Below are 26188 nucleotides of genomic sequence, written 5' to 3'. Positions count from 1 at the left end.
AGAGTGGGGCGGTGAATCCTCCGTCGAAGCACCCGCCCCGGGCACCGCGCCCGATCGCCGAAGACGAACGCGAGTCGGCCGTGACGCGTCTCCAGCAGGCTTACGCCGAGGGGCACATCACGCACGAGGAGATGGACCAGCAACTGCACCGGGTGCTCACCGCCGGCACGCGCGGCGAGCCGGCGCAGCTCCTGGCCGCGCTCCCGCAGGAGGACCCGGGCCCGACGTCCGTGTCCTGCCGCCGTCGGGCACCAGCTTTGTGGCCCGGTTGGACGGCGCCGGGATGAGCGACGAGCAAAGGCTCTTCGAACAGCTGAGTGCCCGCCTTCGGCTCCCGGTCTACTTCGGATGGAACCGGAACGCCCTCGCCGACTGCCTGCGCGACATGACATGGGTGCCCGCCGACCACTACCTGCTGGTCATCGAGCGGTCGGCGCTCATGTTGCAGGAGTGCCCCGAGGACCGCGAGACGTTCCTCAGGATCCTCGATGCCGCCGGTCGACACCAGGGGCACCGGTTGGATCGGCCGGGCACGTCGTTCAACTCGCTGCTGCTGTAGGCGCTGACGGCATCCTTTCGCCCGACAGCACCCTTGTGACCGACGGCACCCTCGCGCCAGTCCTTCGGCGCCCCCCGAACTGCCCTCGAGATCCCTGCGGGCGCTGACGCTCAGGTCCGGGCGGCGGACAGGAAATCGATGAGGCGCCGGTTGACCTCGGGGGCGGCCGCCATCGGGAGGTTGTGGTGGGTGGCGTCCGGGAGGACGGCGACCTCTGCGGTCGGGAGGGTGCGGCGGGCGGTCTCGGCGACCTGGGTGGGGTTGTGGGTGCGGCTCCGGGCGGCGAAGAGGGTGAGGACGGGCGGGCTGAGGGTGCGGAGGCGGGCGGGGGTGGGCCGGGGGCCGGTGACGACTCGGGAGGCGGGGAAGTCGGCGTAGCCGAGGGCGTAGAGGTCGCGCCAGGCGGGGTCGAGGTGGGGGCCGCCGCCGGTTTCCCAGTCGAGGTAGGCGTGGGCGCGGGCGGGGGTGCGGCCGGGGAGGAAGAGGGGCACCACGCGCAGCAGGTAGCGGGGGCGGTAGCCGGCGAAGCACTGGGTGGGGTCGAGCAGGGCGAGCCGGCCGACCCGGGCGGGGGCGTGCAGGGCGTACTCGAGGGCGATCCAGCCGCCGTACGAGTGGCCGCAGAAGTCGGCCTCGGGGACTCCCAGTTCGTCGAGGACGGCGTCCAGCCAGCCGAGCAGTCCGGGGATGCCGTCGAGTGCGGCGCCGTCGTGGACGCTGCGCCCGGGGTCGCCGATGAGGTCGACGGCGAGGACGCGGTATCCGGCTTCGGCCCAGGCGGCGGCGTTGGCGAACCACATGGTGGAGGTGGCGCCGCCGCCGTGGAGGAGGACGAGGGGGCGTCCGTCGCGGGGGCCGCAGGCGTTGATCCGGGTGGTGCCGTGGGCGGTGCGGACGGTGAGGGCCTCGACCGGGACGGGCCAGCGGGCGAGCAGGGCGTCGTAGGCAGCGAGGAAGGGGGCGGTGCGGGCGGACATGGCGGGCCTCCGCGGGTGTGGTGGGATGGCGTGCGAACCACTCGCCCAGCGAGTATCTTGCCTGGCTGGTACTTTGATCGCCAAGCAAGTCGCTCGGCAAGTAACTTGCTCAACAACTATCTCGCTGGACGAGAAAATAATGGCACAGGTGTGCCCAGGGAAGGACGACAGGGTGCCCGAGGTTGAGGAGCCGATGCGGCTGGTTCACCTGCTGCGCGGTCTGACAGTCGAACTCGATCTGTTCGGGGCCGAGTTCGCGTCCCGCAACGGCCTGCATCCGACCGATCTGCGGGCGCTGATCCATCTGCTGGACGCCGCCCGGGCCGGGGAGGTGGTCACCCCGGGCCGGCTCGGTGCGGCGCTGCAGCTGAACTCGGCCGGCACGACCGGCCTGGTGGACCGGCTGGAGCGGCTCGGGCTGATCCGCCGCGAGCGTGACCCGCAGGACCGGCGCAGGGTGCGGCTGCTGGTGGAGGAGCGGGCGATGGAGCTGGGTCAGGGCTTCTTCGGCGGGTTGATCGGCGATCTGCTCGCGGCGATGGGGCGGTTCGACCCAGGGGAGCTGGCCACGGCCCGGCGCTTCCTGGAGGCCATGACCGAGGTGGTGGCCACGGCCAGGCAGGACGCGTCGGAATGACGGCCGGGCAGGGCGCGCCGGGGTAGGTAGACGAGGGGCTATGCCGGTCCGAGGGTCCAGCTGATCACCGACAGCGTCGCCATCGACGCCAGCGTCGACCAGAGCACCACGTCCCGGGCGAGCTCCGTGTTCTGCCCGTACTCGCGGGCGTAGGTGTACACGTTCTGGGCGGTCGGCAGCGCGGAGAACAGGACGACGGTGAGCAGTTGGTGGGCGGGCAGGTGGAGGAGCGGGCCGGCCACGGCGAGCGCGACGAGCGGCTGGACCAGGGTCTTGACGGCGACCGTCAGCCCGACCTCGGTGCGGCGCGAACGGCCGTCCGCCGGGGGGCGGTTGTGCAGCGAGATGCCGAGGGCGATCAGGGCGGTCGGCACGCCGGCGCCGCCGAGCAGTTCGCAGGAACGATTCAGCTCGGCGGGCAGGTGCACCCCGGTCGCCGAGGCGACGGCGCCGAGTGCGGTGGCGAGCAGGATCGGGTTGCGCACCGGCAGGGTGCGCAGGGCCCGGCGGCCGGCCGCGCCGCCGTCGAGCACGGCGAGGACGGCCGGAGTGACCAGCAGGATCTGGAACAGCACCACGGGGGCCACGAAGGAGGCGTCGCCGAGGACCTGCATGGTCACCGGGATGCCCAGGTTGGCGGAGTTGACGTACCCCGAGGCCATCGCGCCGATGGCCAGTTCGCCGGACTTGCGGCGGAACAGCAGGCGCCCGGCGAGCAGCCCGAGGCCGGTCGCGACGGCGGTGCCGGCGGCGAAGGCGAGCATCGACGGGTTGGCGAAGCGCCCCAGCGGGGTGCGGGCGATCATCAGGAAGAGCGCGGCCGGCATCGCCACGTGGAAGACGAACCGGTTGAGCACCGCCTCGGCGTGCGGCCCGAGCAGCTTGGTGCGGCCGACGACGTAACCGACTCCGGTGAGCGCCCAGATCGGGGCGAAGCCGGAGAGCAGCGGATGCAGGGATGGCATGGGTTCCTCGGATCGCTCGGACGTGTCTGCCGGGTGCGGCGGGGATCGCCCGCCGGGGGCGTCAACACCGGGCCGGTGGACCCTCGAAGCCGTGAACCCCCCGCGGCAGTAAACCAGTGACCCGCGCTACGTCGATCACGGGCCTACGATGAGCCGATGGAGGAGCCGATGGACGACGAATACCTGAGCCTGTCCGAGGTGGAGACGATCGCGCGCGGTGCCCACCAGGGGCAGGTGGACAAGAACGGGCACCCGTACGGCGAGCACATCGCGGCGGTCGCGCGCGGGACGGCCGCACGCGGCGGCAGCGAGGCGCAGATCGCGGCGGGCTGGCTGCACGACACCGTCGAGGACGACCGGTTGAGCTGGGAGTGGCTGGCGGCGGCAGCGCTGCCCGAGGAAACCAAGGCGATCGTGGACGCGCTCACCAGGCGCCCGGAGGAGCCGCTGGAGGACTACACCGCGCGCATCCTGGCCACGCCCGGTGCGCTGCTGGTCAAGCGCGCCGACCTGGCCCACAACTCCGACCCGGCTCGGCTGGCCGCGCTGGACCGGGCGACCGCCGAGCGGCTGGCCGCCAAGTACGCGCGGATGCGCGAGCTGCTGGGGCTGACCGGCGAGCTGTAGAGCGGGTTGCCGGGCGTGCTGTACGGCGGGCTGCCGGGCGTGCTGTAGGGCACGCCGGAGGGATCCCGAGCAGGTGGGGAAAGCGGAAAAACCCGAGAGGGCCCGGGCCGCGCGGATCGCGCGGGTCCGGGCCCTCTCGGGCACCCCGGTGGTCCCTGTCCGACCCCCGGGGTGAGGGGAGTGGTCAGGGGACGGGAGGGAATCGGTGGGCCGACGGGGCCGGCTTAGTACCAGTGGTGGTTCTGCCAGAAGGCCCAGGCGGCGTTCGGGCTGCCGTAGCGGGAGTTCATGTAGTCCAGCGCCCACTTGATCTGGGTCTTCGGGTTGGTCTTCCAGTCCGCACCGGCCGAGGCCATCTTGGAGCCCGGCAGCGCCTGGGCCAGACCGTACGCACCCGAGCTCGCGTTGGTCGCGGTCACGTTCCAGCTGGACTCGTGGGAGATGATCTGGCTGAACGAGGCCAGCTGGTTCGCCGGGACGATCTGCGCGGCGATCGCCTGCGGGGAGGCGGTGGCGGCGTTAGCGGTGGCGGGCAGGACACCGGCACCCAGGGCGGTCAGACCGGCGGCGCCGGCAAGAATCGCGGCCGAAGTACGCATACGGAGCTTGAAAGCGGGCATGAAGAACAAAACCTCAATCAGGTTGGGCCGGGTCACACCCCGTCCAGGACCACAGGCCGGACAGGGGCCGATGTAGTCGCGGGGCGTGACTCGGCAGTAAGCCGTTCACCGGCGGGACAGGAGCCGGTGTGGCTGGCGACGAGAGCCATTGTTGCCAGACCGGATCGGCCGCCGCCAAGACCCCCTCATTACGACCGACGGTCGTACGGAAGCGGCGGCCGTGGATTCGAAGGGCCGGTCGCGCCGGGTGCGCGGACCGGCTCTGACGTGCGTGAACGTGGGGGCATAGGGCGGGGGCGGATGGTCCGGCAGTGTCTACTACGGTCCGTCGTGGCCATCGATTCCGTGTGAGCGCACTCACCGTTCGGGCCTGCGCCGCCGTCACCCGCCGGTTCGGGGGAAGCACTTTGGGTACAGACGATCAATCGGCTGCTGAGACCGGCGCCACACCCTGAAATGCACGGCCGGCTGACGGCCGACGGTTACTGACCGCGCAGGTCGCCCAGCCGCCGGTGCCGTACCGCCCGGGCCGCGAGCCGGTCCGCCTCGGGGGGCGCCGCGAGGGCGCCGAGCGCCGCGCCGACCGCCCGGCCGAGCCGGATGCAGAAGGCCTCCGGTTCGTCGGCGGCGTCCGGCAACTCCGGGACCACCTGGTCCACCAGCCCGACCTCCGCCAGGTGCTGCGCCCCGATGCCCTGCGCCCGGGCCAGCTCGGCGGCGTGCCCGCCGTCGCGGTGGACGATCGCCGAAGCGCCCTCCGGCGGCAGCGGCGCCAGCCAGGCGTGGCTCGCGGCGAGCACCCGGTCGGCCGGGAGCAGCGCGAGCGCGCCGCCGCCCGAGCCCTGGCCGAGCAGCACCGCGAGGACGGGGGTGCGCAGCGCGAGCAGGGTGGTCAGGCAGTGCGCGATCTCCACGGCGATGCCGTCCCGCTCGGCCTCGGCCGACAGCTCGGCGCCCGCCGTGTCCACCACGGTGACCAGCGGCAGCCCGAGCTGCTCGGCCAGGCGCGCGGTGCGACGGACGGACCGCAGGTCGGCAGCCGTGAAGGGGCGCTCGTGCTCCGTGGTCTGTCGCTGCTGGCCGACCACCAGGACGGGCCGCCCGCCGAGGACGGCGAGCGCGCGGACCAGCGCACCGCTGCGACCTCCGGGGGCGTCCAGCAGTACCAGCTCCTCGGTGGTGTGCCGCAGCAGCTCGCGGGTGCCCGGGCGGCCGGGGCGGCGGGTGCGGCGGACGGAGTCCCAGGCGTCGGGGCGCTCGGGGGTCGCGGCGGCGCCCGCGTTCCCTGTAGGAGGGGTGTCGCCTGCGTTCCCGGTCAGCGGAAGGGCACCCGCGTTGCCGGTAAGAGGGGTGTCCATGGGAAGGGTCGGCGGCGTGGTGGCGAGGACGGCGAGGGTGCGGCGGACCAGCTCGCGCAGCTCCTGCGGCGGAACGACGGCGTCCACCAGCCCCTGTTCGGCCAGTGTCTCGGCCCGCTGGACGTCCGGCGGCAGCTCCACGCCGCGCAGCTCCTCGTTCACGCGCGGGCCGAGGAAGCCGAGCCGGGCGCCCGGCTCGGCGAGCACCAGCTGGCCGAGCGTGCCCCAGGAGGCGAAGACCCCGCCCATGGTGGGGTTGCGCAGGTAGGTGAGGTAGGGGAGGCCGGCCGCGCGGTGGGCCTGGACGGCGGCGGTGATCCGCAGCATGCAGAGGAAGGCCGCCGAGCCCTCCTGCATCCGGGTGCCGCCGGAGACCGGCAGGGCGAGCAGGGGCAGCCGCTCGGCGGTGGCGCGCTCGACGGCCCGGGTGATCCGTTCGGCGGTCGCGACGCCGATCGAGCCGCCGAGGAAGCCGAACTCGGAGGCGACCAGCGCGACCGGCCGCCCGTCGATCAGGCCGAGGCCGGTGAGGACGGCCTCGTCCAGGCCGGTGCGCTCGCGGGCCCGGTCGAGCGAGGCGCGGTAGTCGGGGTCGGCGGGCGGGCCGAGCGGCGGCTCGTCCCAGCTGCGGAAGCTGCCGGGGTCGACCAGCAGGCCGATCAGCTGATGGGCGGTGAGTGCGGTGAGTGCGGTGAGCGCTGTGAGCGGGGGCGGTGCGGTCTGCTGTGTCGGCGTATTCGTCAGCCCCGGAGGCGTGGTCCGCGCGTTGTCCTCGTTCGCTGCCATGGCCCCACCCCGTCAGAGATCGTTCCGGTCCGCCGTGATCCGTCACTCTATGCGGCGCGGTCCGGGGGCGGCGAGAGTCCTCGGGGCGGGGCGGGGCGGCCTCGACGCTAGTTCGATGACTGTCGACCCTTGTGTCGTCCGGGCGGTTCGTGGACGGTGCCCGGGGGATGCCGTCGGACGTCGGAGTACGGGTCAAGTCGCCTTGGGTAAAGGGGAGTTACTCGCCGGTTAATACTTGGATGGAGGGGTTCCGGAGTTGACGGTGTCTCGCCACACTGGGGGCATGACTCGCACTCTACGCGCGTGGAAGTCCCGCGCTGCCGCCATCACCGCCGTTGCCCTGATGACCCTCGCGCCGGTCGCCGTCGCCACCGAGGCGCACGCCGCCGTGAGCGGTTCGGTGTGCCTCTCCACCCTCCCGTCGGAGGCCACCGACACCCTCGACCTGATCGCCTCCGACGGGCCGTTCCCCTACTCCCAGGACGGCGTGGTCTTCCAGAACAGAGAGGGCGTCCTGCCCAGCGAGTCCTACGGGTACTACCACGAGTACACCGTCGTCACCCCGGGCTCCCCGACCCGTGGCGCCCGCCGGATCGTGACCGGCCAGGACTACCAGGAGGACTACTACACCGGCGACCACTACGCCACGTTCTCCCTCGTCGACCAGACCTGCTGACCCTCCCGGCACGACTACGGCCCCGGCGCACGTCCCCGCCGGGGCCACCGTCGTACCGCCGGAGCGGTTGCCCGGTTGCCCGGTTGGGCGGCAGGCTCGGTCGAGGGCGCCGCGGGATGGTGGGCTGGTGCGGCACGGCAGTTGAGTGGCACGCCGTCACCCGCCCGCGCGCTTGCTAGGGTCGGACGCATGGCACCGAGCAGCGCGAACCCCCCGGGACGGCTCCGGCGAGACGCGCAGCGCAACCGCGACCTGCTGCTCGCCGCCGCCCGCGACCTGTTCTCCCGCCAGGGCCTGGACGTGCCGCTGGACCAGATCGCCAAGGAGGCCGGCGTCGGCAACGCCACCCTCTACCGGCACTTCCCGACCCGTGAGGCGCTGATCGGCGAGGTGTTCGCGGACGCCGGCGCCGCCCTGGCCACCGCCGGGGAGGAAGCACTCGCCGCCGAGGACGCCTGGACCGGCCTCGAACGGTACTTCGAGCGGATCTTCGAACTCGTCGCCGCTGACCGGGGCATCAACGACCTGGTCACCCAGGCCATCCCGACCATCCCCGGCATGATCGAGATCAGCCGGCAGCACGCCGCCACGGTCGGCGCCCTCATCACCCGCGCCCAGGAACAGGGCGCCATGCGGCGCGACGTGGTCACCATGGACCTGCTGTTCCTGCTCGGCCCGCTCTGCCGCGCCCTGCCCGCAGCCACCGAGCTGCGCCCCGACCTCTGGCGCCGTTACCTCGCCCTCCTCCTGGACGGCTTCCGCGCCCGGGCCACCCACCCGCTGCCGGTCCCGCCGATCGGCGAGGAACACCTGGACCGGATGTTCGCGGACCTCTGGGAAGCGGAGTCCCCGGAAGCGGAGTCCCCGGAAGCCTGAGAGCACGGCTCCGGCTGCATCAGGGACGCGTACGGAACGCCGGGCGTCGCGTCAGAGCTCCGTCAACGGGCGGCGGCCACGCGGTCGCGAAGCGCTTTGCTGGGATGCGACGGAGCGCGGTTCGGCGGCCCACCGGGTCCGGCCGGTCCGTCGGTTCGGTGGCACGGCGGGATGGGCCGGGAGGGGCAGGGGCGGGGCATGGCGGACAGCGCGGACAGTGGCATGGACACTGGGGTGGACGAGGGCCGGATCGTTGTCGGCGTCAGCGGCTCGCTCGGCAGCCTCGCCGCCCTCCACCATGCCGTCGCCGAGGCCCGCCGGACGGACGTCGACGTGCTCGCGGTCCTCTGCTGGACCCCGCCCGGCGACGAACTCGGCTACCGTCGCTCCCCCTGCCCGCCGGTGATCACCGCGGGCCGCGACGACGCGGTGGCCCGGCTGCGGCAGGCCCTCGACGAGGCCTTCGCCGGCCGGTTCGTGGGCGTCCGACTGCAGTGCCAGACCGTCCGCGGTGACACCGGCCACACCCTGGTGCGGTGCGCCGACCGCCCCGGTGACCTGCTCGTCCTCGGCGCAGGGCGCGAACGCGGCCGGCTCGCCCGGCTGGTGCACCCGTCCGTCACCGCCTACTGCGTCCGGCACGCGACCTGCCCGGTGCTCACGGTCCCGCGCCCGCCGCTGCAGCGCGACCTGGAGGCACTGGAGCGCGGGCACGGACTGCGGGCGCCGCTCGCGCAGAACTGACCGTTCGCTCACAGTCCGCGATCCGGGCACCGGCCGCCGCCCCGTCGCTACGACAGCCCGGCCGCCTCGGCGAGGACAGCGGCGGTGCGGCGGCCGGCATCCAGGGTGTCGGCGGCCGTCGCGGGGAGGCAGCGCCGGGCCTCGGGGCTGTACGCGGTCATCACCACGCCCGCGTGGTCGGTGGGGAGTTCGAGCAGTGCGGCGGTCGGTACGGCGGCGCTCAGCTTGCGGGTGTGCTCGACGTCCACGATGTCGTCCGCCGTGCCGTGCACCAGCCACAGCGGGACGGGGGAGGGGCTCGCGGTCAGCTGGTCGAGCGGGGCATCGCCGGTGGTGACGGCCGGGTCGGCGTAGCGCGAGGCGATGCCGACGGCGGCGGTGGGCCGGAGCTCGGCGGGGGTGTCCGGGTGGGTGGCCACGGCGATCGCCTCCCGGCCGCCCAGGGACCAGCCGGCCAGCACGAAGCGGGCCGGGTCCCCGCCGAAGTCGGTGGCGATGCGGCGGGCCTGGGCGAGGGAGGCGAGCAGCTCGGCGGCGCCGCCGTCCGCCTGCTCGGTGTCGAAGTCCGGGACGAGCACCAGCAGTCCGAGCGCGGCGGCCTCCCGGGCCAGCGGCCGGAGGACGTCCCGCTCGTTCGGCCCGCTGCCGTGCCAGAGCAGGACGACGGGAGTCGGCCCGGTGGCACCGGCGGTCGGCCGGTGGACGTCCAAAAGCCGCCCGTCCGCGTACGGAACGACCTCGGATGGAGTGCTTGTCATGCGGGGTTCGCCTCCGGTTCGGTGACTGATCACTGAACTGGTACTGTACTTCTCGTCGCGAGGGAGATGATTCCTCGCCAGGCGTCAGTGGTGCTACCAGAGCACGTCCTACTTTCAGTAGGAAGAGTCCGTGCGATCCGGGCCTGGCGCTCTACCGTCGGACGGGGTCCGGTGCCTTTCACAGGCGCCGGGCCCCGTTCGCGTTTTCGGGGGCGGTTGTCGGCGGTTGTCGGCGGTTGTCGGCGGCTGTCGGGGATTGTCCGTGGTTCGGCGCATGGGTGTTGAGCTGCTAATATTCTTCCTGTCGCGAGGGAAACGAATCCCTCGTCAGGCGTCAGTGGTGCTACCAGAGCACGTCCTACTTTCAGTAGGAAGAGTCCGTGCAACCCGGGCCTGGCGCTCAACTGTCGGACGGGGTCCGGTGCCTTTCACAGGCGCCGGGCCCCGTTCGCGTTCGCGAGGCGGGCCAGTTCCTCTCCGCTGAGCACCAGGTCCCCTGCGGTCGCGGAGTCGCGGATGGTTTCGGGGCGGCTGGCGCCCGGGATCGGGATGGTCACCGGGGAGGCGGCCAGCAGCCAGGCGAGCGCGACGCGTTGCGGGCTGACTTCACGTTCGGCCGCGATGGCGGCGAACTCCTCGCCGGCTCCGCCGAGTTCGGCGGATCGGCCGATGCCGCCGAGGGGGCTCCAGGGGAGGAAGGCCAGGCCCAGTTCGGCGCACAGGTCGAGTACCGGCTGGTGCGTGCGGACGGCGGGGGAGTACTCGTTCTGCACCGAGACCAGGGCGTCGCCGAGGACCTCCCGGGCGAGGCGGACCTGCGCCACGTCCACGTTGGATATGCCGGCCGCGCGGATCTTGCCCTCCTCGTAGAGCTCCCGGATCGCGCCGAGCGAATCGGCGTACGGGACGGTCCGGTCCGGGTGGTGCTGCTGGTAGAGGCCGATCGCCTCGACGCCGAGGCGGCGCAGTGAGCCCTCGCAGGCGCGCTTGAGGTGGGCCGGGTCGCCGTTGACGGTCCAGGAGCCGTCGCCGGGGCGGCCGCGGCCGCCCTTGGTGGCGACCAGGACCCGGTCGGCGTCCGAGCCGTAGGCGGCGAGGGCCCGGGCGATCAGCTCCTCGTTGTGGCCGTACTCGTCGGCGTGCCAGTGGTAGGAGTCGGCGGTGTCGATCAGCGTGATGCCTGCGTCCAGTGCGGCGTGCACGGTGGCGATGGCGCGGGCCACGTCGGGGCGGCCCTCGACGGAGAGCGGCATCGCACCGAGTCCGATGGCGCTGGTCCGGACGGTGCCGAGGAGGCGGGTGGTGGTGACGGCGGTCATACGGGGAGCTCCTGTCCGCGGGTGGCGGCGATCAGGCCGGGCAGCCAGTCGCGGGTGTGTGAGAGGGGGTGGCCGAGCTGCTGGGCCCGGGAGTTGTCCATGCCGTAGTAGCGATCGAAGGAGAACGGCGAGGCCTGCTGTCCGGGTTCGGGCGCGGCCGTGCGGTACGGGCGGCCGGCGGCGAGCAGGTCGCAGAGGCCGGTGGCGGTCAGTTCGCCGTGCGAGGCGAGGTTGACCGGGCCGGTGAACGGCTCGCCCGCCGCCCACGCCAGGAAGGCGGCTGCTTCGGCTTCGTGGGTGTAGGAGGAGGGCTGGTTCTCCGGGTGCACCAGGACGGGCAGGCCCGCGTCGATCCGCTCGGCGTAGTGGGCCAGCCGCCCGGTGAAGTCGGCGGCGCCGAGGACGTGCCCGAGCCGGACGGAGACGAACGGGAACGGCGCGTCGCGGGTGAACACCGCCTCCGCCTGGCGCTTGCCCTCGCCGTACGATGCGTCGATGAACTCCGGTGCCGTCCAGGGAAGTTCGAGCCGAACCGGCCACCCGGCCGGGTCGACGGCGGACTCGGCCAGGGGGCGGCCCGCCGGGTGCGGCTCGCCGGTGTCGTAGACCTCGATCGTGGAGGTCATCAGATAGCGGCCGGTCCGCCCGGCGAAGGCACGGACGGCGAGTTCGGCCTGTCGCGGGGTGTAGCAGACCTGGTCGATCACGGCGTCGAAGTCCCGCCCGGCGAGGGCGGCGGTCAGCGCCGTCTCGTCCGCGCGGTCGGCGACGAGCCGGGTGACGCCGGGCGGTGGCGGCGTCGAGCCCCGGTTGAGCACGCTGACCCGGACTCCGGAGTCGCGCAGCCGGGTGACCAACTGCCGTCCGAAGTACCGGTTTCCCCCGATGACGAGCACGTTTTCCATACCCACAAGTGTTATGGTGCGGCGCGGTTCGATGAAGGGGTGATCATGGGAGTTCAGGCGCTGCGACCGAAAGACCAACGGCAGTCCGGCGGTTCGGCCGACGATTCGTCGGCGGGCTCCCGGAGCGGTGTCGGCGGCGGCCTGGACGCGGTCGACCTGCGGCTGCTGGAGCTGCTCCAGTCCGAGGGCCGGATCACGCTCAGCGAGCTGGGCCGGCGGGTGAACCTCAGCCCGGCCGCGGTCGGCGAGCGGGTGCGCCGGCTGGAGGCGAGCGGCACGATCACCGGCTACGCGGCGCAGGTCGCGCCCCAGCGGCTGGGGTACGGCATCCGGGCCTTCGTCCGGGTCTCGCCGCACGCCCGGATGACGGTGAAGTACCTGCGCAGCCAGGAACTGCTGCACCGGCCGGAGGTGCTGGAGGTGCACCACGTGATCGGCGAGGACTGCTGGGTGTTCAAGGTCGCCGCGCGGGACACCACCCACCTGGAGGAGCTGATCGAGGCGATCGCGGTGCTCGGCCGGACGACGACCTCGGTGATCCTCTCCTCGCCCGTCGAGCAACGGGTGCTGCTGCCCTCGGAATGACCCGGATGTCCTGTTCCGGGGGTCCGTCCCGGGAGGTTCAGGACGACGGCTGCCGGTCGGAGCCCAGCTCGCGCGAGATCCGCAGCCCGACCTGCGCCACGACCGGCCCGAGGGAGCGCACCCGGGCGGCCGTCATCCGCGAGGTGAGCCCGGAGACGGAGCGCTGCCGTCACCTCGCCGGTGTGGTCGAAGACCGGCGCCGCGACGCACCGCACCTCCGGCTCGTTCTCCCGGTCGTCGATGGGCGCGGATCCGGGCGAGGTCGGGCGCGCAGCCGGGTCTCGTCCGAGAGGGTCCAGGCGGTCACCGGGCGCAGGCCGGCCGCGACCACCTCGGCGACGGCCTCCTCGGGCAGCGGACGGGGAACGAGCTGTGAACGGCCCTCGGAACGGCATCGGGAACGGCATTGGGAACGGCGTCCGGGACTCCCTTCGGAACTCCCGGAGCCGGTGGCGGCTCGCGGCGAACACCGCCGCGATCGCGCTGGCCGTCGTCACGGCCTTCCCGATCTTCTGGATGGTGCTCTCGGCCTTCAAGCCCATGGGCGGGGAAGGACTGACGGGCAGGGGGGAAGGACCGGCGGGCGCGGGGCCGGGTCAGGCGGCCGCCGCGGACTCGACGGACGGGACGGTGACCAGGACGAACACCGCGCCGGCGTCGTCCCGGACCAGTGCGGCGCGGCCGTACGGTGTCGGCTCGGGCCCGGTGAGGACGATGCCGCCCAGGGCGCGCAGCCGGTCGGTCGCGCGGTCGGTGTCGGTGGTCCCGAAGTGGGCCAGCCAGCTCGCGCCCGTGGCGGACGGGCCGATGCTGCAGGCGGGCAGGCCGGCGGCCCGGGCGAGGGCGTGGCCGGCCTTCGGCCGGTCGTAGGTGTAGCCGAAGACGCGTCGGTAGAAGTCGCGCGCGGTGTCGGGGTCGGGGGAGAGGTGCTCGTTCCAGGCGAGGGCGCCGGGCTCGTCCACCAGGCCGGCGCCGTCGATGGTGCCCGCCTGCCAGAGGCCGAAGGGGGCGCCGAGCGGGTCGACGGCGAGCGCGGCTCGGCCCTGCTCGGGCACCTCGTACGGCTCGCGGGTGATCCGGCCGTCCGCGGCGCGGATCAGCGCCGCGGTGTGGCGGAGGTCGGCGCAGGCTAGGTGGGTGGTCCAGGCGGCGGGCTCCGGGCTGTCCGCGGGCTGTCCTCCGAGGGCCGCGGGCTGTCCGATGGCCGCGACCTGGGCGCCGTACCGCGTGGCGACCGCCTCGGCGGGGCCGGTCGGGACGAACTCCCAGTCGAACAGCGCGCCGTAGAAACGCTGCGCGTGTGAGGAGTCCGGCGCCGTCAGGACGACCCAGCACGGGACGCCCTCGCGGTACCTGCCCGCCTTCGGCATGCCGCCTCCTGGTGCCGCCGGCCCCACTCGCCAGCCTCCGCGCCGGGCGGGTGTGCGGCAACCGGGGCAGGTCCGGGGCTGGTCCGCAGGCGCGGGGCAGGCCCGGGGCTGATCCGCAGGCTCGGGGCGTTCGGCAGCCGGGGGCTCAGGCGACGCCGTGCGGCCGGAACTGGATGCTGATCCGCGGGCCCACCGGGCGGGCGGTCTTGGGGATGGCGTGTTCCCAGGTGCGCTGGCAGGAGCCGCCCATCACCACCAGGTCCCCGTGGCCGAGCGGGCGCCGGACGACCGTCCCGCCGCCGTACCGCGGTCGCAGGGCCAGGGTGCGGGGCTCGCCGACGGACAGGATCGCCACCATGGTGTCCTCGCGGGCGCCGCGCCCGATCCGGTCGCCGTGCCAGGCCACGCTGTCCCGGCCGTCCCGGTAGTAGCAGAGCCCGAGGGTGCGGAACGGCTCGCCCAGCTCGTCCGCGTAGTGCCGGCTCAGCGCGGTGCGGGCCTGCCCGAGCACCGGGTGCGGGGGCTCGGCGTCCGCCGGGTAGGAGGCCAGCAGGCGGGGGATGTCGACCGTCCGCTCGTACATCTCGCGGCGCTCGGCCCGCCAGGGCACGGTCTCGGCGAGGTGTTCGAACAGCTCGTCCGCGCCGTGCAGCCACCCGGGCAGCACGTCCAGCCAGGCGCCGTCGCCGAGCACCTGCCGCCGCAGGCCGTCGAGCGGGCCGAGGCGGATGCCGTCGTGTTCCGCGTCGTCGAACAGCGAGGGCTGGCGGGGGAGGGTGCCGTGCATGGGGCCAGCGTACGCCTTCATTCGAACATCTGCTCGAAACCGACGCCCGCCTCCTCCGCTTCCCGGGGCCTGGCGAAAACCTGTTGGCGGACCACGTGACCACTGATACGTTTCCGGAGGCCGTGCGAGAGAACGAGGAGGTGGTACCCGTGAACGCAGCAACGACATGGGTGCTCTCCTCCGGGGTCACGGTCGGGCGATAGGTCGTCCGGGAGCGCCGTTCACGAGCACTCCCGAAAGGCACGACCGTGCACTTCACTTCCGAACAGCGCCTCGACGACGGCGTCCTCGAGCGCGAATTCACCCTCGGCGAGATCCCCGGCATCCTGTGGACCCCTGCGTCCGCGTCCGCGTCCGTACCGGTGCCGCTGATCCTCCTCGGCCATCCCCCGCTCGGACTGCGCAGGATGTACCCCCGCCTGGCGGGGCGGGCCCGGCAGGCCGTGGCGGACGGCTTCGCCGCGGCCACCATCGAGCTCCCCGGGAGCGGCGACCGGCCCCGTTGGGCCGCCGTCGAGCAGGCCCGCGCCGACCTGCGCCGGACCATGGAGGCCGGCGAACCGGTCGGCGACGAGATCATCGACGCCCTCGTCCTCCCGCTCGTCGAGAAGGCGGTCCCGGAATGGCAGGCCGCGTTGGACGCCCTCCTGTCGCTGCCCGAGATCGGCGGCCCCGTCGGGTACTCGGGGGGAGTGATCTCCATCGGCGTTCGCCTTGCGGTCGTCGAGCCGCGCATCGTGGCCGCCGGTCTCTTCGCCGGAAGTCTCGTGCCCCGCGCCATGTTCGCGGAGGCCCGCCGGGTCACCATTCCGCTGCATGTCCTGCTGCAGTGGGACGACGAGAGCAACGACCGGCAGGCGGCCCTGGACCTGTTCGACGCCTTCGGCTCCGAGGAGAAGTCCCTGCACGCCAATATGGGCGGGCACACGGGCGTCCCGCAGTTCGCGGGGGACGCCGCGGCCCGGTTCTTCACCCGTCACCTGAAGTGAGGCCGGGCCGTCAGGCCGACGCCGGACGGTAGGCCGTGTCGGCCGGGATGGCGCTCATCGAGGACGGGACCATGCCCTCCTCGATGACGGTGGCCGGCCGACGCACAACCGCCCCGACCGCTGCGGTCGGGGCTCGCCGGTCAGGCCGGCGGCGGGAGCCTGAGGAGAGGCCCTAGCCTGCGGGTATGGCGATCAACGGCTTCGGGGTGACCGAGTTCCAGTTGGTGCTGCTGCGCCGGATGGCCGACTACCAGCCTGACCTGGTCGAGGACGCGGTGCGGCGGCTGGGTGCCACCCGGGCCTCGATGCGGGAGGCGAACAAGCGCTGGCAGGCGATGGTCCGGGCGCCCCGGTTCCCGCGCGGGGCCGCCCGCCACAGCGCCGTGCTCGGCCCGGCGGAGGCGAGCGTGCCGCGCCGGATCGGGGACCTGGCGTGCACCGCGCGGCAGTGGGCGCTGCCGCTCTGGCCGGAGCTGCGGTTCGAGGTCCTGTTCGGGCCGGGGGAGATCGGCTCGCCGGTGCTGAACGAGTGGCTGGTGCGGGCGGCCGGCGCCCCGGTGCCGACGTTGCGCACGGTCGCCGACCTGGTGCCGTGGAGCTGCGTGGTGGAGGACGTGGGTGCGGCGTTCCCGCCCGCCGTGCCGCGCGAGGGAAGCGCGCCGACCCGCTTCCAGCTGGACTTCGAGGCTCCGGGCGGCGACGCGCGGGTGTGTCCGTGGACGGCCGACTTCACCTGGGGGCTGCTCCAGGAGGTCCGGCCGACGGACGGCCAGAACCTCGGTGTTGTCGAGTGATACAAGGCGATATTCACTGAATGCCTTCGATTTGCAGGCCTTGGCGCAGATGTGGCAGCATAATCGCAGACATTCAAGAAGCTCGACATCGGAAAGTGAAGGATCATGTCGTCGGACGGCGCTCGCGTCATCGTCGGAGTCAGCGGCTCACTGCACAGCCTCACCGCCCTGCACCGGGCGGCGGAGGAGGCCCGGACCCGGCAGGCCGTCCTGGTCCCGGTGCTCGCCTGGGCGCCGGTGGGCGGCGAGCGCAACTACCGTGCGCGGCCGTGCCCGCCGCTGCTCCGGGCCTGGCAGGACCTCGCCGACGCCCGCATGGAGAGCGCGCTGGAGCAGGCCTTCGGCGGCCTCCGGATCGGGGTGCCGGTGCGACCGCTGGTCGTGCGCGGCGAGGCCGGGGCCGTGCTCACCGAGCTGGCCGACCGCCCGGGCGACCTGCTGGTGGTCAGCACCGGCGAGCAGGGCGGTCTGCGGGCCGGGCTGCGCCGGCTGACGCGGCGCTCGGTCACCCGCCGCTGCCTCGACCAGGCGCGCTGCGGCGTGCTCGTCGTCCCGCCGTCCACGCTGCACGAGGACCTGCGTGCGCTGCACCGCGGTATCGACCTGCGGGAGCTGGTCACTGCCTGACGAGTAGTCAGGAATTGTGCACTGTGCGGCCGTTGACCACCGTGAGCGCGGGGAGCAGGTCGCGCAGCGCGTCCGCCGGGCAGTCCAGCGGGTCCTGCGGCCACACCGTGAAGTCGGCGAACGCCCCCGGCCGCAGGCTGCCGCGTACGGCGCTCTCCCCGGTCAGCCGGGCGGCGTTCACGGTGTGCAGCGCGACCGCCTCGGCCCGGCTGATCGCGTGCTCCGGGCCGACCACCCCGGCCGTCGTGCCCCGGGTCGTCATGCCCCACACCGAGACCATCGCACCGTACGGGCCGACCGGGAAGTCCGAGCCGCCGGTGAGCAGCGCGCCCTCGTCCAGCCACTCGCGCAGCGGGAAGAGCGCGGCCGTGCGCTCCTCGCCCCAGGCCCGCTGCTGGGTGAGCGCGCCGTCGTGCAGCAGCGGGTGCTGGACGGTCACCGGGATGCCGAGCGCGATCGCCCGGGCGCGCTGGTCGGGGCGGGCCAGGCCGCCGTGCTCGACCACCAGGGTGCCGGGCGGCAGGCCCGGGCGGCGCTCGAGCACCCGCTCGAAGACGTCCAGCAGCACGCGCAGGCCGCGGTCGCCCCAGGCGTGCACGCCGACCCGCCAACCGCGCTCGACCACCCGGTCCACCGCCGCGAGCAGCTCGGCCGGCTCCCAGAGCAGTCGGCCGTGGTAGCACGGCTGCCCCTGGTACGGCTCCTCCAGCGCGCCCGCCTCGAAGCCGCCGTCGATGCCGAACTTGACGCCCCACAGCTGTAGTTGCTCGTCGTCGCGGCCATCCGCGCGCCAGGCGTCCATCCGGTCCAGCAGGGCGTCCACCTGTTCGGGCGTCCGGGCGGTGAAGCCGGAGACCAACGCCCGCACCCGGACGGCGAGGGCGCCCTCGGCCCGGGCCGCGTCCAGCACGTCGAGGTCCTCGACCGGGACGAGGCAGTCGCGGACGGTGCCGATCCCGGTGGCCGCGTAGTTCGCGGAGGCGGCGCGCAGGCCGTCGATCCGCTCGGTGAGGGTGGGGCGCGGCAGCACCCGCTCGACCGGCTCGACCGCCCGGTTGATCAGTCGGCCGGTGAGCCGCCCCCGCTCGTCGCGCTCGATCACGCCGCCGGGCGGAGCCTCGGTGGCCTCGGTGATCCCGGCCAGCCGCAGCGCGGCCGAGTTGAGCACCATGTTGTACGCGCCGCGGCGCACCAGCACCGGATGGTCGGCGGTGGCGGCGTCCAACTCCTCGGTGGTGGGCATCCGCTGCTCGGTCAGCAGCACCTCCTGCCAGTTGACCGTGGTGTGGATCCACTCCCCGGCGGGGGTGCGGGCGGCGCGCTCGCGGATCAGGTCGAGGAATTCGGGGAGGTCGCGGGCGCGGTGGACGGGCACGCCGTGGACGCTCTGGGCGGCCAGGATCAGGTGCGTGTGGGTGTCGTCGAACGTGGGCAGCACGGTCGAGGCCGGGGCGTCCACGACCTCGGTGGCCGCTCCGATCAGGGCGTCCAGTCCGTCGGGTGCGGGGGAGAGGGCGGTGATCCGTCCGCCGGTGACGGCGATCGCGCGCCGCGGCGGCTCGCCGGGGACGAGCGTGTGCACGGCCGCGGCACGGATCAGCAGGTCGGCGGGGGGCTGGGGGGTCATGACGGCTCCTGGGAGGGGGACAGACCGGTGACCTTCTCGACGTACCGCAGGCCGGGCTCGGCGAGCAGCCCGTGCAACTCGGTGAAGACCGCGCGGGCCGGGACGGCGTTCCAGTCGGCGGGCAGCAGCTGCGCGGGCAACCCCGGGTCCAGGTAGGGCAGTCGGCGCCACTGGGTGAGCATCGGGACGTAGGCGCGGAACGCCTCGGCCGGGTCGATCCGGGGCGGTGGCAGTTCCCCCGGCTGCCCGCCCGGCCCCTGGTGCTCGCCCGGCCGGCGCAGGTCCTCGGCCACCGGGCGCCACGCGTCGGTGAAGGCCGCGTACTGCGCCTCGATCGCCGGGAGGTCCCACCAACTCGCCACCGCCGTCCGGAGATCGGCGAAGCCGGCGTACTCGGCGGAGAGGAAGAGGTGGACGTAGGCGCTCAGTCCGAGGCGCTCCAGCAGGCGGCGGGCGTCCGGCAGCAGTCGGGCGGGGGCCAGCCAGACGCCGGGGGCGGCGTTGCCGAAGCCGAGCCAGCTCAGCCGGGAGCGCAGCTGGTGGCGGTGGGCGCGCTCGGACTCGGGCACCGAGAAGACCGCCACCACCCAGCCGTCGGCGAGTTCGGCGGGCCCCAGGCTGTGGAAGATCCGGCGGTCGCCTTCCTCGAACACCGGCTCCATCGCGGGGGCGAGCCGGTAGCCGGTGCCCGCGCGGCGTTCCTGGAGGAGCGTGCCGGCCTTCTTCAGCCGGGACATCGCCGAGCGGACCGCAGGGCCGTCGACGTCCAGCTCGGCCATCAGCGCGATCAGGTCGGCGATGGATATCCAGCCGCCGAGGCGGCGGACGAACTCGCCGTAGACGGTGTGGATCAGGGAACTCGGCCGGGGTGTGCTCTCCGACATGCGTGGGCGCTCCTCCCCGGCGATCTGCGGCGGCCCGGTGACCGGTGGTGATCATAGCGTTGGTCCGGAAGGTTCAGACCTCTGCGTAGGCACCGGACAGCAGGTGCCCGGCGCCGGGTGCGAAGGCGGGCAGGCCGAGCGCGCGGAGCAGCTGGTGGGCGGTGCAGATCGCGGCCGAGACCACCGGCTTGCCCAACTGCTGCTCGGCCTCCTCGACGGCGGACAGCGAGGGCATCTGCACGCACGCCGAGAGCACCACGGCGTCCGCCTCGGCGTACGCGAGACCGCGGGCGATCGCGGGCAGCCGGGCCGGGTCGTGGGCGGCCACGTCCAGGTTGTCGGCGATCTCCAGGGCGGCGTGGTCGAGCACCTCGATGCCCTCCTCGGCGAGGTAGTCGACCACCGTCCGGGCCAGCGGCCGCAGGTACGGGGTGACCATCGCGACCTTCTTGGCGCCGAGTGTCCGCAGCCCGGCGACGAGGGCCCCGGCGCTGGTGACCACGGGCGCGGGCGCGCCGTTCTCCACCGTGCGCCGGTGCAGCCGCTGCTCGGCCTCGCGGTGATAGCCGGGGCCGGTGGCCATCACGGCGACCAGGCAGGCGTAGCCGATCACGTCCACCCGGGCGTCCGAGAGCTCGGTGGCGCAGCGGTCGGACTCGCCGTCCATGGCGCGCAGTTGCTCGGGGGTGACCCTGGTCATCCGCATCCGGCTGGAGTGGAAGGTGAACCGCTCGGGGGCGACCGCCTCGCGGGCCCGCAGCAGGGCGGGGACCTCGGTCTCCATGGTGACGTTGGAGCTCGGGACGATCTGGCCGATCCGGTACGTCGGCATCAGCGGGGCGCTCCTATCAGCGGGCGTCGATCACGGGGTTGGCGAGCGTGCCGATCCGTTCGATGGTGGCCTCGACCAGGTCGCCGGGCTGCAGGAACTGCGGCGGCACCATGCCGGCGCCGACGCCCGAGGGGGAGCCGGTGGCGATCACGTCGCCCGGTTCCAGGGTGACGCCGGAGGAGATGTCGGCGATCAGCCGGGCGATGCCGAACAGCATGTGGCGGGTGTTGGAGTCCTGCCGCGGTTCGCCGTTGACCTTCAGCGAGAGGTCGAGCCGCTGCGGGTCGGGGATCTCGTCGGCGGTCACCACGGCCGGGCCGAAGGGCGCGTAGCTGTCCTGGCCCTTGGAGAAGAACCACTGCCCGGAGCGGCGCTGGTCGCGGGCGCTGATGTCGTTGACGATGCTGTAGCCGAACACGTGCCGCAGGGCGTCCCGTTCGGCGACCTGGAAGGCGGGTTCGCCGATCACCACCGCGAGTTCGCACTCCCAGTCGAGCTGCTTGGTGAGGTTCGCGTTGTGCCGGATCGGCTGGCCCGGGCCGGTGACGGCGGTCGACGGCTTGCTGAACAGCACCGGGCGGTCGGGCAGTTCGCGGTCGGTGTCCAGGGTGCGGTGCGACTCGGCGACGTGTTCCACGTAGTTGAGGCCCACGCCGACGATCTTGCCGGGGCGCAGCGGCGCGCGCAGCGACACCTCGGCGAGCGGCCGGGTGTCCGGCGCCCCGGCGATCAGCTCGCGCGCGGTGGCCAGCGCCGGCGCCCCGGCGCGGATCAACCCGAGGAGGTCGCCCGGCAGTTCGGCCCCGGCGGCGGTGGCGAGGGCGGTGAGGTCGGCGACCTTGTCCCCGGCGAGCAGTGCGCCGAGGCGCGGGGTGTCGTCGCCGTCCGCGCAGTAGGTCAGCAGGTGCATGTGGTGGGTCTCCTGGTCAGGTGGCGGGGGTGGTGGGCTGGTGCCCGTCGTGGTCCGGGTAGGCCTCCTCGCGGTGCAGGCCGAGCGAGTGCGTCACCGGGAAGTCGTTGAAGGAGAACAGGCAGGCGTCCTCGCCCTGGTCGAGGTTCGCGTGCTCGTGCCAGGCCCAGGACGGAACGACGAAGATGTCCCCCTGCTGCCATTCGAAGCGCTGTCCGGCGATCACCGAGACGCCGCGCCCCTTGGCCGCCGTGTAGACCACCGAGCCGGTGTGCCGGTGGGCGCGGGTGGCCTGGCCGGGACGCAGCAGCTGCAGGTGGGCGGCCATGGTCGGCATCACCGAGCCGCCGGTGACCGGGTTGGTGTACTCCATGATGACGCCGTCGTACGGCGATCCCTCGCTGGCGCGGGCGAGTTGGCACAGCGCGTGGTAGCTGGGCTCCCAGGGCCAGCCGAGCAGCGGCGAGTACGGCCGGGTCCACTTCTCGGCGCCGTACGGCAGCAGGTTGCCGCCGTGGCTGAGCAGTGAGGAGTTCACCACCGGGCCGGGGCGCTGGTACAGCTCGGGGTGGACCTCGTAGAAGTTGGCGTCGAGGGCGTTGACCAGCGGGATGTCCAGGCCGTCCTGCCAGATCACCGGGGCGTCGTCGGCCTCGTTGCCGTGCTCGTGCCAGGTGTTGTTGGGGGTGATCGCGAAGTCGCGCGGGCCGACCTTGAGCTTCTGGCCGTCCACGATGGTCCAGGCGCCGGTGCCCTCGTGGACGAAGCGCAGCGCGGAGGCCTGGTGGCGGTGCGCGGTCATCGCCTCGCCGGGGCCCATGATCTGCAGGCCGGTGTACAACAGGCCGACAGCGGCGCTCAGTTCGCGGCGGCCGGGGTTCACCAGCATCACCACCCGGCGGCCGGCGTCGTCGCCCTTCACCAGGGGCAGCGCCTTGCGCACCAGTGGGCGCAGGTCCGCGTAGCGCCAGAGCACCGGGACGGACTTCGGCTGCGGGTACCAGGGCTCGATCTCGTTCGCCACGGTCCACAGCGCGCCGGCCTCGTGCTTGGCCAACTCCTCGTAGTAGGCGAGCAGTTCCGGGCTGTCGGTGACCCTCGCGCGGCCGATCCGGTCGTCGTCGTAGCCGTCGTCGCGGCCGTCGTTCCGGTCGTCGTCGTGGCTGGTCATGACTCCTCCTCGGGGAACACCAGGGGCCGCAGCGGGCGGTCGTTCACGTGCAGCCGGAAGACATCGAAGCGGTTGTAGTGGCCGACGATGTCGTGCATCTGCTTGGGTTGGATGCAGCGGCCGAGGTCGATCTCGGCGTAGACGATGCCCTCCTCGTCCACCAGCGGCTCGGTGACGGCGCGCCCGTCCGGGCCGAAGATCCCGGACAGTGCGCTGCGCGGGCGGGCGAGCTGCTTGCGGACCTGCTGGTCGTCGCCGGCGATCAGGTCGACGATCTCGGGCGAGACGGTGGAGCAGGAGACCACCGTGAACAGCTTGCCCTCGAAGCAGTGCGCGGCGGCGCGCACCGCGATCGCCTCCGCCATGTCGTAGTCCTCGGGGCCGACCGGCAGGGCGATGTAGCAGGCGGCGTGGACGAGTTCGCCCTGGGCCAGCAGGGCGAAGCGGGCGAGGGTGTTGGTGTTCTCGCCGCAGGCGAGTGCGCCGAGCGGGCCGACGGTGGTGGGATGGACCTTCAGGGTGCTGCCGTCGCCCTGGGTCCAGGTCAGCTTCTCGGCCCAGGTCGGCACCAGCTTGCGGTGGACGCTGAGCAGTTCGCCGTCCGAGTCGATGATCAGCAGGGTGTTGTAGAGCGCCCCGAGGCTGTGCCGGCCGCGCTCGTTGACGCCGATCACCAGCACCACGCCGGCCTGCCGGGCGGCGGCGCGCAGGGTGTCGACGTACGGGCCGGGGACGTCCACGGCGGCGCGGTACAGGCGCTCGTACCAGGGCGAGCCCTGCACCGGGTTCATCGTCCAGTTCCAGTACGGGTAGCCGGGCACGAAGACCTCGGGGAAGACCACCAGCTCGGCGCCGTGGCCGGCCGCCTCTTGGATCAGCGCGACGGCCTTGTCGACGGTGGCGGCCGGGTCCAGGTAGACGGGGGCGGCCTGGACGGCGGCGGCGGTGAAGCGGGGCAGATGGGGCATGGGTCCTCGTCACTCCTCGGGCGGGGCCGGCAGCCACCGGCGGTGGACGGGGGCGGGCGGCTCGCGCAGCAGGCGCAGCCGTGGGGCGACCCGGTCGGCGCCAGGGCCGGGCGGTGTGCGGCTGCCCGCCCGCCAGGGCTCGGGCCAGCGGGCGCCCGGCCCGGTGTAGCCCTGCTCGGCGGCGGCGTGCAGCGTCCAGAGCGGGTCGTACAGCTGGGCCCGGCCGACCGCGACCAGGTCGGCCCGCCCGGCCAGCAGGACGGAGTTGGCGTCGTCAGGCCCGGAGATCGCGCCGACCGCGACGGTCGGCAGGCCGGTGGCGGCGCGGACCAGCTCGGCGAAGGGCGTCTGGTAGCCGCGCCCGTACGGCGGCCGCTGATGCGCCACGACCTCGCCGGTGGAGACGTCCACCGCGTCCGCCCCGACCTCGGCCAGCGCGCGGCAGATCGCCACGGCCTCGGCCTCGGTGGTGCCGCCGGGCGCCCAGTCGCTCGCCGAGATCCGCACCAGCAGCGGTTGCCCGGCCGGCCAGGCGGCGCGCACCGCCGTGAGCACCTCCAGCGGCAGCCGCAGCCGGTGGGCGAGCGGGCCGCCGTAGCGGTCGGTGCGGTGGTTGGTGAGCGGGGAGAGGAAGGAGGAGACGAGGTGCCCGTGGCCGAACTGCAGCTCCAGCACGTCGAACCCGGCCCGCGCTGCGCGCTCGGCGGCGGCCGCGAAGTCGGCTGTGATGGCCGCCAGTTGGATGTCGTTGGCCTCGTGCGGCACCGGGCTGTCGGCGTCCCACGGGATCGGCGAGGCGGCCGTCAGCGGCCAACCTTCGGCGAGCGGGCGCCCGATGCCGTCCGGCCCGGGGACGGTGGTGGCGCCCCGGCGTCCGGCGTGGGTCAGCTGGATGCCGAGCGGGGTGTCGCTCACCGCCCGTACGGCGCGGACGAGTTCGCGCCAGGCGGCCTCCTGGCGGTCGGTCCACAGGCCCGGGCAGCGGTCGGTGGTCCGGCCCTCGGGGCTGACCGCGGTCATCCCGGCGAGGACCAGCCCCGCGCCGCCGAGCGCGTGCCCGGTCAGCTGGGCCCGGTCGAAGACGCTGGGCAGGGCGTCGGGGGAGGTGAAGGTCGCGAGCGGCGGCACCACGACGCGGTTGCGCAGCTCCAAGGCGCCCAGCTTCAGCGGCCGGAACATCGGCGGCACCCCGGGCGAGCCGCCGAAGGCGGTGTCCACGGCGTCGACGAAGGCGGCGTCGCGGGCCCGGAGGTTGCCGTAGGTGACCCGGCGGCTTCGGGTGAGCAGGTTGAAGGCGAACTGGTCGATGCCCTGTCCGGTGCGCCGCCCGACGGTCTCGAACCACTCCAGGCTGGCCTGCGCGGCGCGCTGGGTGGACTGCACCACGGGGCGACGCTCGGCCTCATAGGCCGCCAACGCCTCTTCGGGGGAAGGGTTTTCGCTCAGCGCGGCGGCCAGAGCGAGGGCGTCCTCCAGCGCCAGCTTGGTGCCCGAGCCGATCGAGAAGTGCGCGGAGTGCGCGGCGTCGCCGAGCAGCACCACGTTGCGGTGGTGCCAACTCGCGTTCCGCACCGTGGTGAAGCGGATCCAGCGGGAGGCGTTGGGGATCAGCCGGTGGCCGTCCAAGTGGCCGGCGAGCAGCTCCGCGCAGCGCCGCACGCTCTCCGTGTCGCTCTCGCCACGCGCGAACTCCCGGGCGGCGAAGGCCTCGAAGCCGGCGCGGCGCCAGGCGTCCTCGGCGATCTCGACGATGAAGGTGGAGCGGGTCGCGCTGTACGGGTAGGCGTGCACCTGCAGTACGCCGAAGTCGTACTGCTCGACGATGAAGGTGAACGCCTCGAAGACCTTGTCGGTGGCGAGCCAGATGTAGCGGCAGCGCCGCTCGTCCGACTCGGGGCGGAAGGCGTCCGGGTAGGCCGCCCGGGTGCCGGAGTGGATGCCGTCGGCGGCCACCACCAGGTCGTACTCGGCGGCGAGCCGCTCGACGGGCGGGGCGGGCGTGCGGTAGCGCACGTCCACCGCCAGCTCGGCGCAGCGCTGTTGCAGGATGGCGCGCAGCCGGTTGCGGTCCAGGGCGGCGAAGCCGTGGCCGCCGCTGGTGCGGACCCGGCCCGCGTAGCGGATGTCGATGTCGCTCCAGCGGGCGAACTCGGCGCTGATCGCGGCGAAGACCTGCGGGTCGGCCTGGGCGATGCCGTCCAGGGTCTCGTCGGAGAAGACCACGCCGAAGCCGAACTCGTCCTCCCGGCCGTCCCGTTCGAAGACGGTGATCTCCCGGTCCGGCGCCAGCTGCTTGGCCAGGGCGGCGAAGTAGAGCCCGCCGGGGCCGGCGCCGATCACCGCGATCCGGCGCGCCCGGGTGCCGGTACCTGTGCTGGTGTCGGGGCCGGGGCCGGGGTCGAGGCTGGGGCCGGTGCCGCTCATGCGACCACCTCCGGCTGCTGCGGCCCTGCCTCGGTCAGCGCCCGGCGCACCCGGTCGGGCCACGGTTCGGCGCCCTTGCTGTGCGGCGCGGCGTGCACCACCGACATCCTCCCGCTCGCGGCCAGGCCCTGCGGGCCGTGTACCTCGAAGGCGTAGTGCAGCGAGGAGCCGCCGACCCGGACCACCCGCAGCTCGGTGCGGACCACGTCCCCGAACCAGAGCCGCTCGCGGTAGTCGGCCTCGAAGTGCACCCGGGGGATCCGCCCGAACAGCTCCGCCAGCCCGAGCCGGCGCAGCAGCGCCGCCTCCGCTGCCTCGGCCCAGCGCTGCACGGCGGAGAAGTGGTAGTGCCCGGCCGCGTCGGTGTCGGACCACTCGACCCGGCGCTCGATCGCGACGCTGGCCGGGGCGAT

The 26188-nt window shown here is 73.6% G+C and carries 27 protein-coding genes and 2 pseudogenes; 11 read left to right on the top strand and 18 right to left on the bottom strand.

Going from position 1 to position 26188, the window contains the following annotated elements; all coding sequences use genetic code 11:
* Window positions 1–11 precede the first annotated feature (11 nt).
* Complete coding sequence (locus ACIBEC_RS36560; RefSeq protein WP_360503181.1) at window positions 12–287, top strand: DUF1707 domain-containing protein; 276 nt, start codon at window positions 12–14, stop codon at window positions 285–287.
* A complete protein-coding gene (locus tag ACIBEC_RS36555) occupies window positions 284–559 on the top strand; it encodes a barstar family protein (protein ID WP_360503184.1) in 276 nt (91 codons plus the stop codon). Before ACIBEC_RS36560 ends, ACIBEC_RS36555 begins: the two co-directional genes overlap by 4 nt.
* Window positions 560–669: 110 nt before the next feature.
* On the opposite strand, the gene ACIBEC_RS36550 is transcribed toward ACIBEC_RS36555, so the two are convergent.
* Window positions 670–1536: an alpha/beta hydrolase gene (locus ACIBEC_RS36550; protein WP_360503187.1), complete on the bottom strand. Its 867-nt coding sequence runs from the start codon at window positions 1534–1536 to the stop codon at window positions 670–672.
* Window positions 1537–1729: 193 nt separating this feature from the next.
* Between ACIBEC_RS36550 and ACIBEC_RS36545 the strand changes: the two genes are divergently transcribed.
* Window positions 1730–2173, top strand: coding sequence for a MarR family transcriptional regulator (locus ACIBEC_RS36545; protein ID WP_360503334.1), 444 nt, complete (start codon window positions 1730–1732; stop codon window positions 2171–2173).
* A gap of 38 nt (window positions 2174–2211) precedes the next feature.
* On the opposite strand, the gene ACIBEC_RS36540 is transcribed toward ACIBEC_RS36545, so the two are convergent.
* On the bottom strand, window positions 2212–3138 hold the full coding sequence (locus tag ACIBEC_RS36540; protein WP_360503190.1) for an AEC family transporter: 927 nt from the start codon (window positions 3136–3138) through the stop codon (window positions 2212–2214).
* Between the two features lie 168 nt (window positions 3139–3306).
* Between ACIBEC_RS36540 and ACIBEC_RS36535 the strand changes: the two genes are divergently transcribed.
* Entirely contained in the window at window positions 3307–3765 is a 459-nt protein-coding gene (locus ACIBEC_RS36535; protein ID WP_360503336.1) for an HD domain-containing protein, read from the top strand.
* A gap of 224 nt (window positions 3766–3989) precedes the next feature.
* On the opposite strand, the gene ACIBEC_RS36530 is transcribed toward ACIBEC_RS36535, so the two are convergent.
* Complete coding sequence (locus ACIBEC_RS36530) at window positions 3990–4385, bottom strand: transglycosylase SLT domain-containing protein (protein ID WP_360503193.1); 396 nt, start codon at window positions 4383–4385, stop codon at window positions 3990–3992.
* 482 nt (window positions 4386–4867) lie between these two features.
* Complete coding sequence (locus ACIBEC_RS36525) at window positions 4868–6529, bottom strand: carboxyl transferase domain-containing protein (RefSeq protein ID WP_360503196.1); 1662 nt, start codon at window positions 6527–6529, stop codon at window positions 4868–4870.
* A 283-nt stretch (window positions 6530–6812) separates the two neighbouring features.
* Here ACIBEC_RS36525 and ACIBEC_RS36520 point away from each other — a divergent pair, with 283 nt between their 5' ends.
* The 3 genes from ACIBEC_RS36520 (at window position 6813) to ACIBEC_RS36510 (ending at window position 8825) form a co-directional block, all read left to right on the top strand.
* Window positions 6813–7205, top strand: coding sequence for a ribonuclease (locus tag ACIBEC_RS36520; protein ID WP_396289876.1), 393 nt, complete (start codon window positions 6813–6815; stop codon window positions 7203–7205).
* Window positions 7206–7394: 189 nt separating this feature from the next.
* Complete coding sequence (locus ACIBEC_RS36515; RefSeq protein ID WP_360503199.1) at window positions 7395–8081, top strand: helix-turn-helix domain-containing protein; 687 nt, start codon at window positions 7395–7397, stop codon at window positions 8079–8081.
* Window positions 8082–8279: 198 nt separating this feature from the next.
* The gene (locus ACIBEC_RS36510; RefSeq protein ID WP_360503201.1) at window positions 8280–8825 is read left to right on the top strand and encodes a universal stress protein; all 546 of its coding nucleotides are present in this window, start codon (window positions 8280–8282) and stop codon (window positions 8823–8825) included.
* A 47-nt stretch (window positions 8826–8872) separates the two neighbouring features.
* Here the strand turns inward: ACIBEC_RS36510 and ACIBEC_RS36505 are convergent, their stop codons facing one another.
* The 3 genes from ACIBEC_RS36505 to ACIBEC_RS36495 form a co-directional block, all read right to left on the bottom strand.
* Complete coding sequence (locus tag ACIBEC_RS36505; RefSeq protein ID WP_360503204.1) at window positions 8873–9583, bottom strand: alpha/beta hydrolase; 711 nt, start codon at window positions 9581–9583, stop codon at window positions 8873–8875.
* Between the two features lie 428 nt (window positions 9584–10011).
* The gene (locus tag ACIBEC_RS36500) at window positions 10012–10902 is read right to left on the bottom strand and encodes an aldo/keto reductase (RefSeq protein ID WP_360503207.1); all 891 of its coding nucleotides are present in this window, start codon (window positions 10900–10902) and stop codon (window positions 10012–10014) included.
* Window positions 10899–11807: an NAD-dependent epimerase/dehydratase family protein gene (locus ACIBEC_RS36495; RefSeq protein WP_360503209.1), complete on the bottom strand. Its 909-nt coding sequence runs from the start codon at window positions 11805–11807 to the stop codon at window positions 10899–10901. The genes ACIBEC_RS36500 and ACIBEC_RS36495 overlap by 4 nt, the downstream gene beginning before the upstream one ends.
* 45 nt (window positions 11808–11852) lie before the next feature.
* On the opposite strand from ACIBEC_RS36495, the gene ACIBEC_RS36490 reads away from it, so the two are divergent.
* The gene (locus ACIBEC_RS36490) at window positions 11853–12392 is read left to right on the top strand and encodes an Lrp/AsnC family transcriptional regulator (RefSeq protein WP_360503212.1); all 540 of its coding nucleotides are present in this window, start codon (window positions 11853–11855) and stop codon (window positions 12390–12392) included.
* Between the two features lie 194 nt (window positions 12393–12586).
* Here the strand turns inward: ACIBEC_RS36490 and ACIBEC_RS36485 are convergent.
* The 3 genes and pseudogenes from ACIBEC_RS36485 to ACIBEC_RS36475 all read right to left on the bottom strand — a co-directional run.
* A pseudogene (locus ACIBEC_RS36485) lies at window positions 12587–12787 on the bottom strand (hypothetical protein); the annotation flags it as partial.
* Window positions 12788–12988: 201 nt separating this feature from the next.
* Window positions 12989–13762 (bottom strand): VOC family protein, encoded by a 774-nt coding sequence (locus tag ACIBEC_RS36480; RefSeq protein ID WP_360503214.1) that lies wholly within the window; start codon window positions 13760–13762, stop codon window positions 12989–12991.
* A gap of 145 nt (window positions 13763–13907) precedes the next feature.
* Window positions 13908–14549 (bottom strand): alpha-ketoglutarate-dependent dioxygenase AlkB, encoded by a 642-nt coding sequence (locus ACIBEC_RS36475; protein WP_360503216.1) that lies wholly within the window; start codon window positions 14547–14549, stop codon window positions 13908–13910.
* Between the two features lie 248 nt (window positions 14550–14797).
* Between ACIBEC_RS36475 and ACIBEC_RS36470 the strand changes: the two genes are divergently transcribed.
* The 3 genes from ACIBEC_RS36470 to ACIBEC_RS36460 all read left to right on the top strand — a co-directional run bounded on the left by ACIBEC_RS36470 (window position 14798) and on the right by ACIBEC_RS36460 (window position 16959).
* The gene (locus ACIBEC_RS36470) at window positions 14798–15538 is read left to right on the top strand and encodes an alpha/beta hydrolase (protein ID WP_360503219.1); all 741 of its coding nucleotides are present in this window, start codon (window positions 14798–14800) and stop codon (window positions 15536–15538) included.
* 185 nt (window positions 15539–15723) lie between these two features.
* A complete protein-coding gene (locus tag ACIBEC_RS36465; protein ID WP_360503222.1) occupies window positions 15724–16332 on the top strand; it encodes a hypothetical protein in 609 nt (202 codons plus the stop codon).
* Between the two features lie 105 nt (window positions 16333–16437).
* A complete protein-coding gene (locus tag ACIBEC_RS36460) occupies window positions 16438–16959 on the top strand; it encodes a universal stress protein (protein WP_360503225.1) in 522 nt (173 codons plus the stop codon).
* Window positions 16960–16966: 7 nt separating this feature from the next.
* Here the strand turns inward: ACIBEC_RS36460 and ACIBEC_RS36455 are convergent, their stop codons facing one another.
* The 8 genes and pseudogenes from ACIBEC_RS36455 to ACIBEC_RS36420 form a co-directional block, all read right to left on the bottom strand.
* Window positions 16967–18586: an amidohydrolase gene (locus tag ACIBEC_RS36455; RefSeq protein ID WP_360503228.1), complete on the bottom strand. Its 1620-nt coding sequence runs from the start codon at window positions 18584–18586 to the stop codon at window positions 16967–16969.
* Window positions 18583–19470, bottom strand: coding sequence for a PaaX family transcriptional regulator C-terminal domain-containing protein (locus tag ACIBEC_RS36450; RefSeq protein ID WP_360503230.1), 888 nt, complete (start codon window positions 19468–19470; stop codon window positions 18583–18585). Before ACIBEC_RS36450 ends, ACIBEC_RS36455 begins: the two co-directional genes overlap by 4 nt.
* A gap of 73 nt (window positions 19471–19543) precedes the next feature.
* Window positions 19544–20302 carry an Asp/Glu racemase gene (locus ACIBEC_RS36445; RefSeq protein WP_360503232.1) on the bottom strand — a complete coding sequence of 253 codons (759 nt, stop codon included), beginning with the start codon at window positions 20300–20302 and terminating at the stop codon, window positions 19544–19546.
* A gap of 16 nt (window positions 20303–20318) precedes the next feature.
* Window positions 20319–21212 (bottom strand): fumarylacetoacetate hydrolase family protein, encoded by an 894-nt coding sequence (locus tag ACIBEC_RS36440; RefSeq protein ID WP_360503235.1) that lies wholly within the window; start codon window positions 21210–21212, stop codon window positions 20319–20321.
* A gap of 16 nt (window positions 21213–21228) precedes the next feature.
* Window positions 21229–22383 carry a cupin domain-containing protein gene (locus ACIBEC_RS36435; RefSeq protein ID WP_360503238.1) on the bottom strand — a complete coding sequence of 385 codons (1155 nt, stop codon included), beginning with the start codon at window positions 22381–22383 and terminating at the stop codon, window positions 21229–21231.
* Window positions 22380–23351: a carbon-nitrogen hydrolase family protein gene (locus tag ACIBEC_RS36430; RefSeq protein ID WP_360503240.1), complete on the bottom strand. Its 972-nt coding sequence runs from the start codon at window positions 23349–23351 to the stop codon at window positions 22380–22382. Before ACIBEC_RS36430 ends, ACIBEC_RS36435 begins: the two co-directional genes overlap by 4 nt.
* A 9-nt stretch (window positions 23352–23360) precedes the next feature.
* Window positions 23361–25775 carry an FAD-dependent monooxygenase gene (locus ACIBEC_RS36425; protein WP_360503243.1) on the bottom strand — a complete coding sequence of 805 codons (2415 nt, stop codon included), beginning with the start codon at window positions 25773–25775 and terminating at the stop codon, window positions 23361–23363.
* Window positions 25772–26116: pseudogene (locus ACIBEC_RS36420) on the bottom strand (acyl-CoA thioesterase); the annotation flags it as partial. The pseudogene ACIBEC_RS36420 and the gene ACIBEC_RS36425, both read right to left, overlap by 4 nt.
* Between the last annotated feature and the right edge of the window lie 72 nt (window positions 26117–26188).

This window comes from Kitasatospora sp. NPDC051164 (assembly GCF_044455625.1).
GTDB lineage: Bacteria > Actinomycetota > Actinomycetes > Streptomycetales > Streptomycetaceae > Kitasatospora.
This window is presented reverse-complemented; position numbering and strand designations above follow the sequence as displayed.

Bases quoted from the DNA above. Each gene is read 5' to 3' on its own strand.
- ACIBEC_RS36540 (WP_360503190.1), bottom strand. From the start codon at position 3,138: ATGCCATCCCTGCATCCGCTGCTCTCCGGCTTCGCCCCGATCTGGGCG.
- ACIBEC_RS36490 (WP_360503212.1), top strand. From the start codon at position 11,853: ATGGGAGTTCAGGCGCTGCGACCGAAAGACCAACGGCAGTCCGGCGGT.
- ACIBEC_RS36495 (WP_360503209.1), bottom strand. From the start codon at position 11,807: ATGGAAAACGTGCTCGTCATCGGGGGAAACCGGTACTTCGGACGGCAG.
- ACIBEC_RS36515 (WP_360503199.1), top strand. From the start codon at position 7,395: ATGGCACCGAGCAGCGCGAACCCCCCGGGACGGCTCCGGCGAGACGCG.
- ACIBEC_RS36445 (WP_360503232.1), bottom strand. From the start codon at position 20,302: ATGCCGACGTACCGGATCGGCCAGATCGTCCCGAGCTCCAACGTCACC.
- ACIBEC_RS36465 (WP_360503222.1), top strand. From the start codon at position 15,724: ATGGCGATCAACGGCTTCGGGGTGACCGAGTTCCAGTTGGTGCTGCTG.
- ACIBEC_RS36530 (WP_360503193.1), bottom strand. From the start codon at position 4,385: ATGCCCGCTTTCAAGCTCCGTATGCGTACTTCGGCCGCGATTCTTGCC.
- ACIBEC_RS36455 (WP_360503228.1), bottom strand. From the start codon at position 18,586: ATGACCCCCCAGCCCCCCGCCGACCTGCTGATCCGTGCCGCGGCCGTG.
- ACIBEC_RS36435 (WP_360503238.1), bottom strand. From the start codon at position 22,383: ATGACCAGCCACGACGACGACCGGAACGACGGCCGCGACGACGGCTAC.
- ACIBEC_RS36450 (WP_360503230.1), bottom strand. From the start codon at position 19,470: ATGTCGGAGAGCACACCCCGGCCGAGTTCCCTGATCCACACCGTCTAC.
- ACIBEC_RS36525 (WP_360503196.1), bottom strand. From the start codon at position 6,529: ATGGCAGCGAACGAGGACAACGCGCGGACCACGCCTCCGGGGCTGACG.
- ACIBEC_RS36500 (WP_360503207.1), bottom strand. From the start codon at position 10,902: ATGACCGCCGTCACCACCACCCGCCTCCTCGGCACCGTCCGGACCAGC.
- ACIBEC_RS36545 (WP_360503334.1), top strand. From the start codon at position 1,730: ATGCGGCTGGTTCACCTGCTGCGCGGTCTGACAGTCGAACTCGATCTG.
- ACIBEC_RS36475 (WP_360503216.1), bottom strand. From the start codon at position 14,549: ATGCACGGCACCCTCCCCCGCCAGCCCTCGCTGTTCGACGACGCGGAA.
- ACIBEC_RS36555 (WP_360503184.1), top strand. From the start codon at position 284: ATGAGCGACGAGCAAAGGCTCTTCGAACAGCTGAGTGCCCGCCTTCGG.
- ACIBEC_RS36535 (WP_360503336.1), top strand. From the start codon at position 3,307: ATGGACGACGAATACCTGAGCCTGTCCGAGGTGGAGACGATCGCGCGC.
- ACIBEC_RS36480 (WP_360503214.1), bottom strand. From the start codon at position 13,762: ATGCCGAAGGCGGGCAGGTACCGCGAGGGCGTCCCGTGCTGGGTCGTC.
- ACIBEC_RS36550 (WP_360503187.1), bottom strand. From the start codon at position 1,536: ATGTCCGCCCGCACCGCCCCCTTCCTCGCTGCCTACGACGCCCTGCTC.
- ACIBEC_RS36430 (WP_360503240.1), bottom strand. From the start codon at position 23,351: ATGCCCCATCTGCCCCGCTTCACCGCCGCCGCCGTCCAGGCCGCCCCC.
- ACIBEC_RS36440 (WP_360503235.1), bottom strand. From the start codon at position 21,212: ATGCACCTGCTGACCTACTGCGCGGACGGCGACGACACCCCGCGCCTC.
- ACIBEC_RS36505 (WP_360503204.1), bottom strand. From the start codon at position 9,583: ATGACAAGCACTCCATCCGAGGTCGTTCCGTACGCGGACGGGCGGCTT.
- ACIBEC_RS36510 (WP_360503201.1), top strand. From the start codon at position 8,280: ATGGCGGACAGCGCGGACAGTGGCATGGACACTGGGGTGGACGAGGGC.
- ACIBEC_RS36425 (WP_360503243.1), bottom strand. From the start codon at position 25,775: ATGAGCGGCACCGGCCCCAGCCTCGACCCCGGCCCCGGCCCCGACACC.
- ACIBEC_RS36460 (WP_360503225.1), top strand. From the start codon at position 16,438: ATGTCGTCGGACGGCGCTCGCGTCATCGTCGGAGTCAGCGGCTCACTG.
- ACIBEC_RS36520 (WP_396289876.1), top strand. From the start codon at position 6,813: ATGACTCGCACTCTACGCGCGTGGAAGTCCCGCGCTGCCGCCATCACC.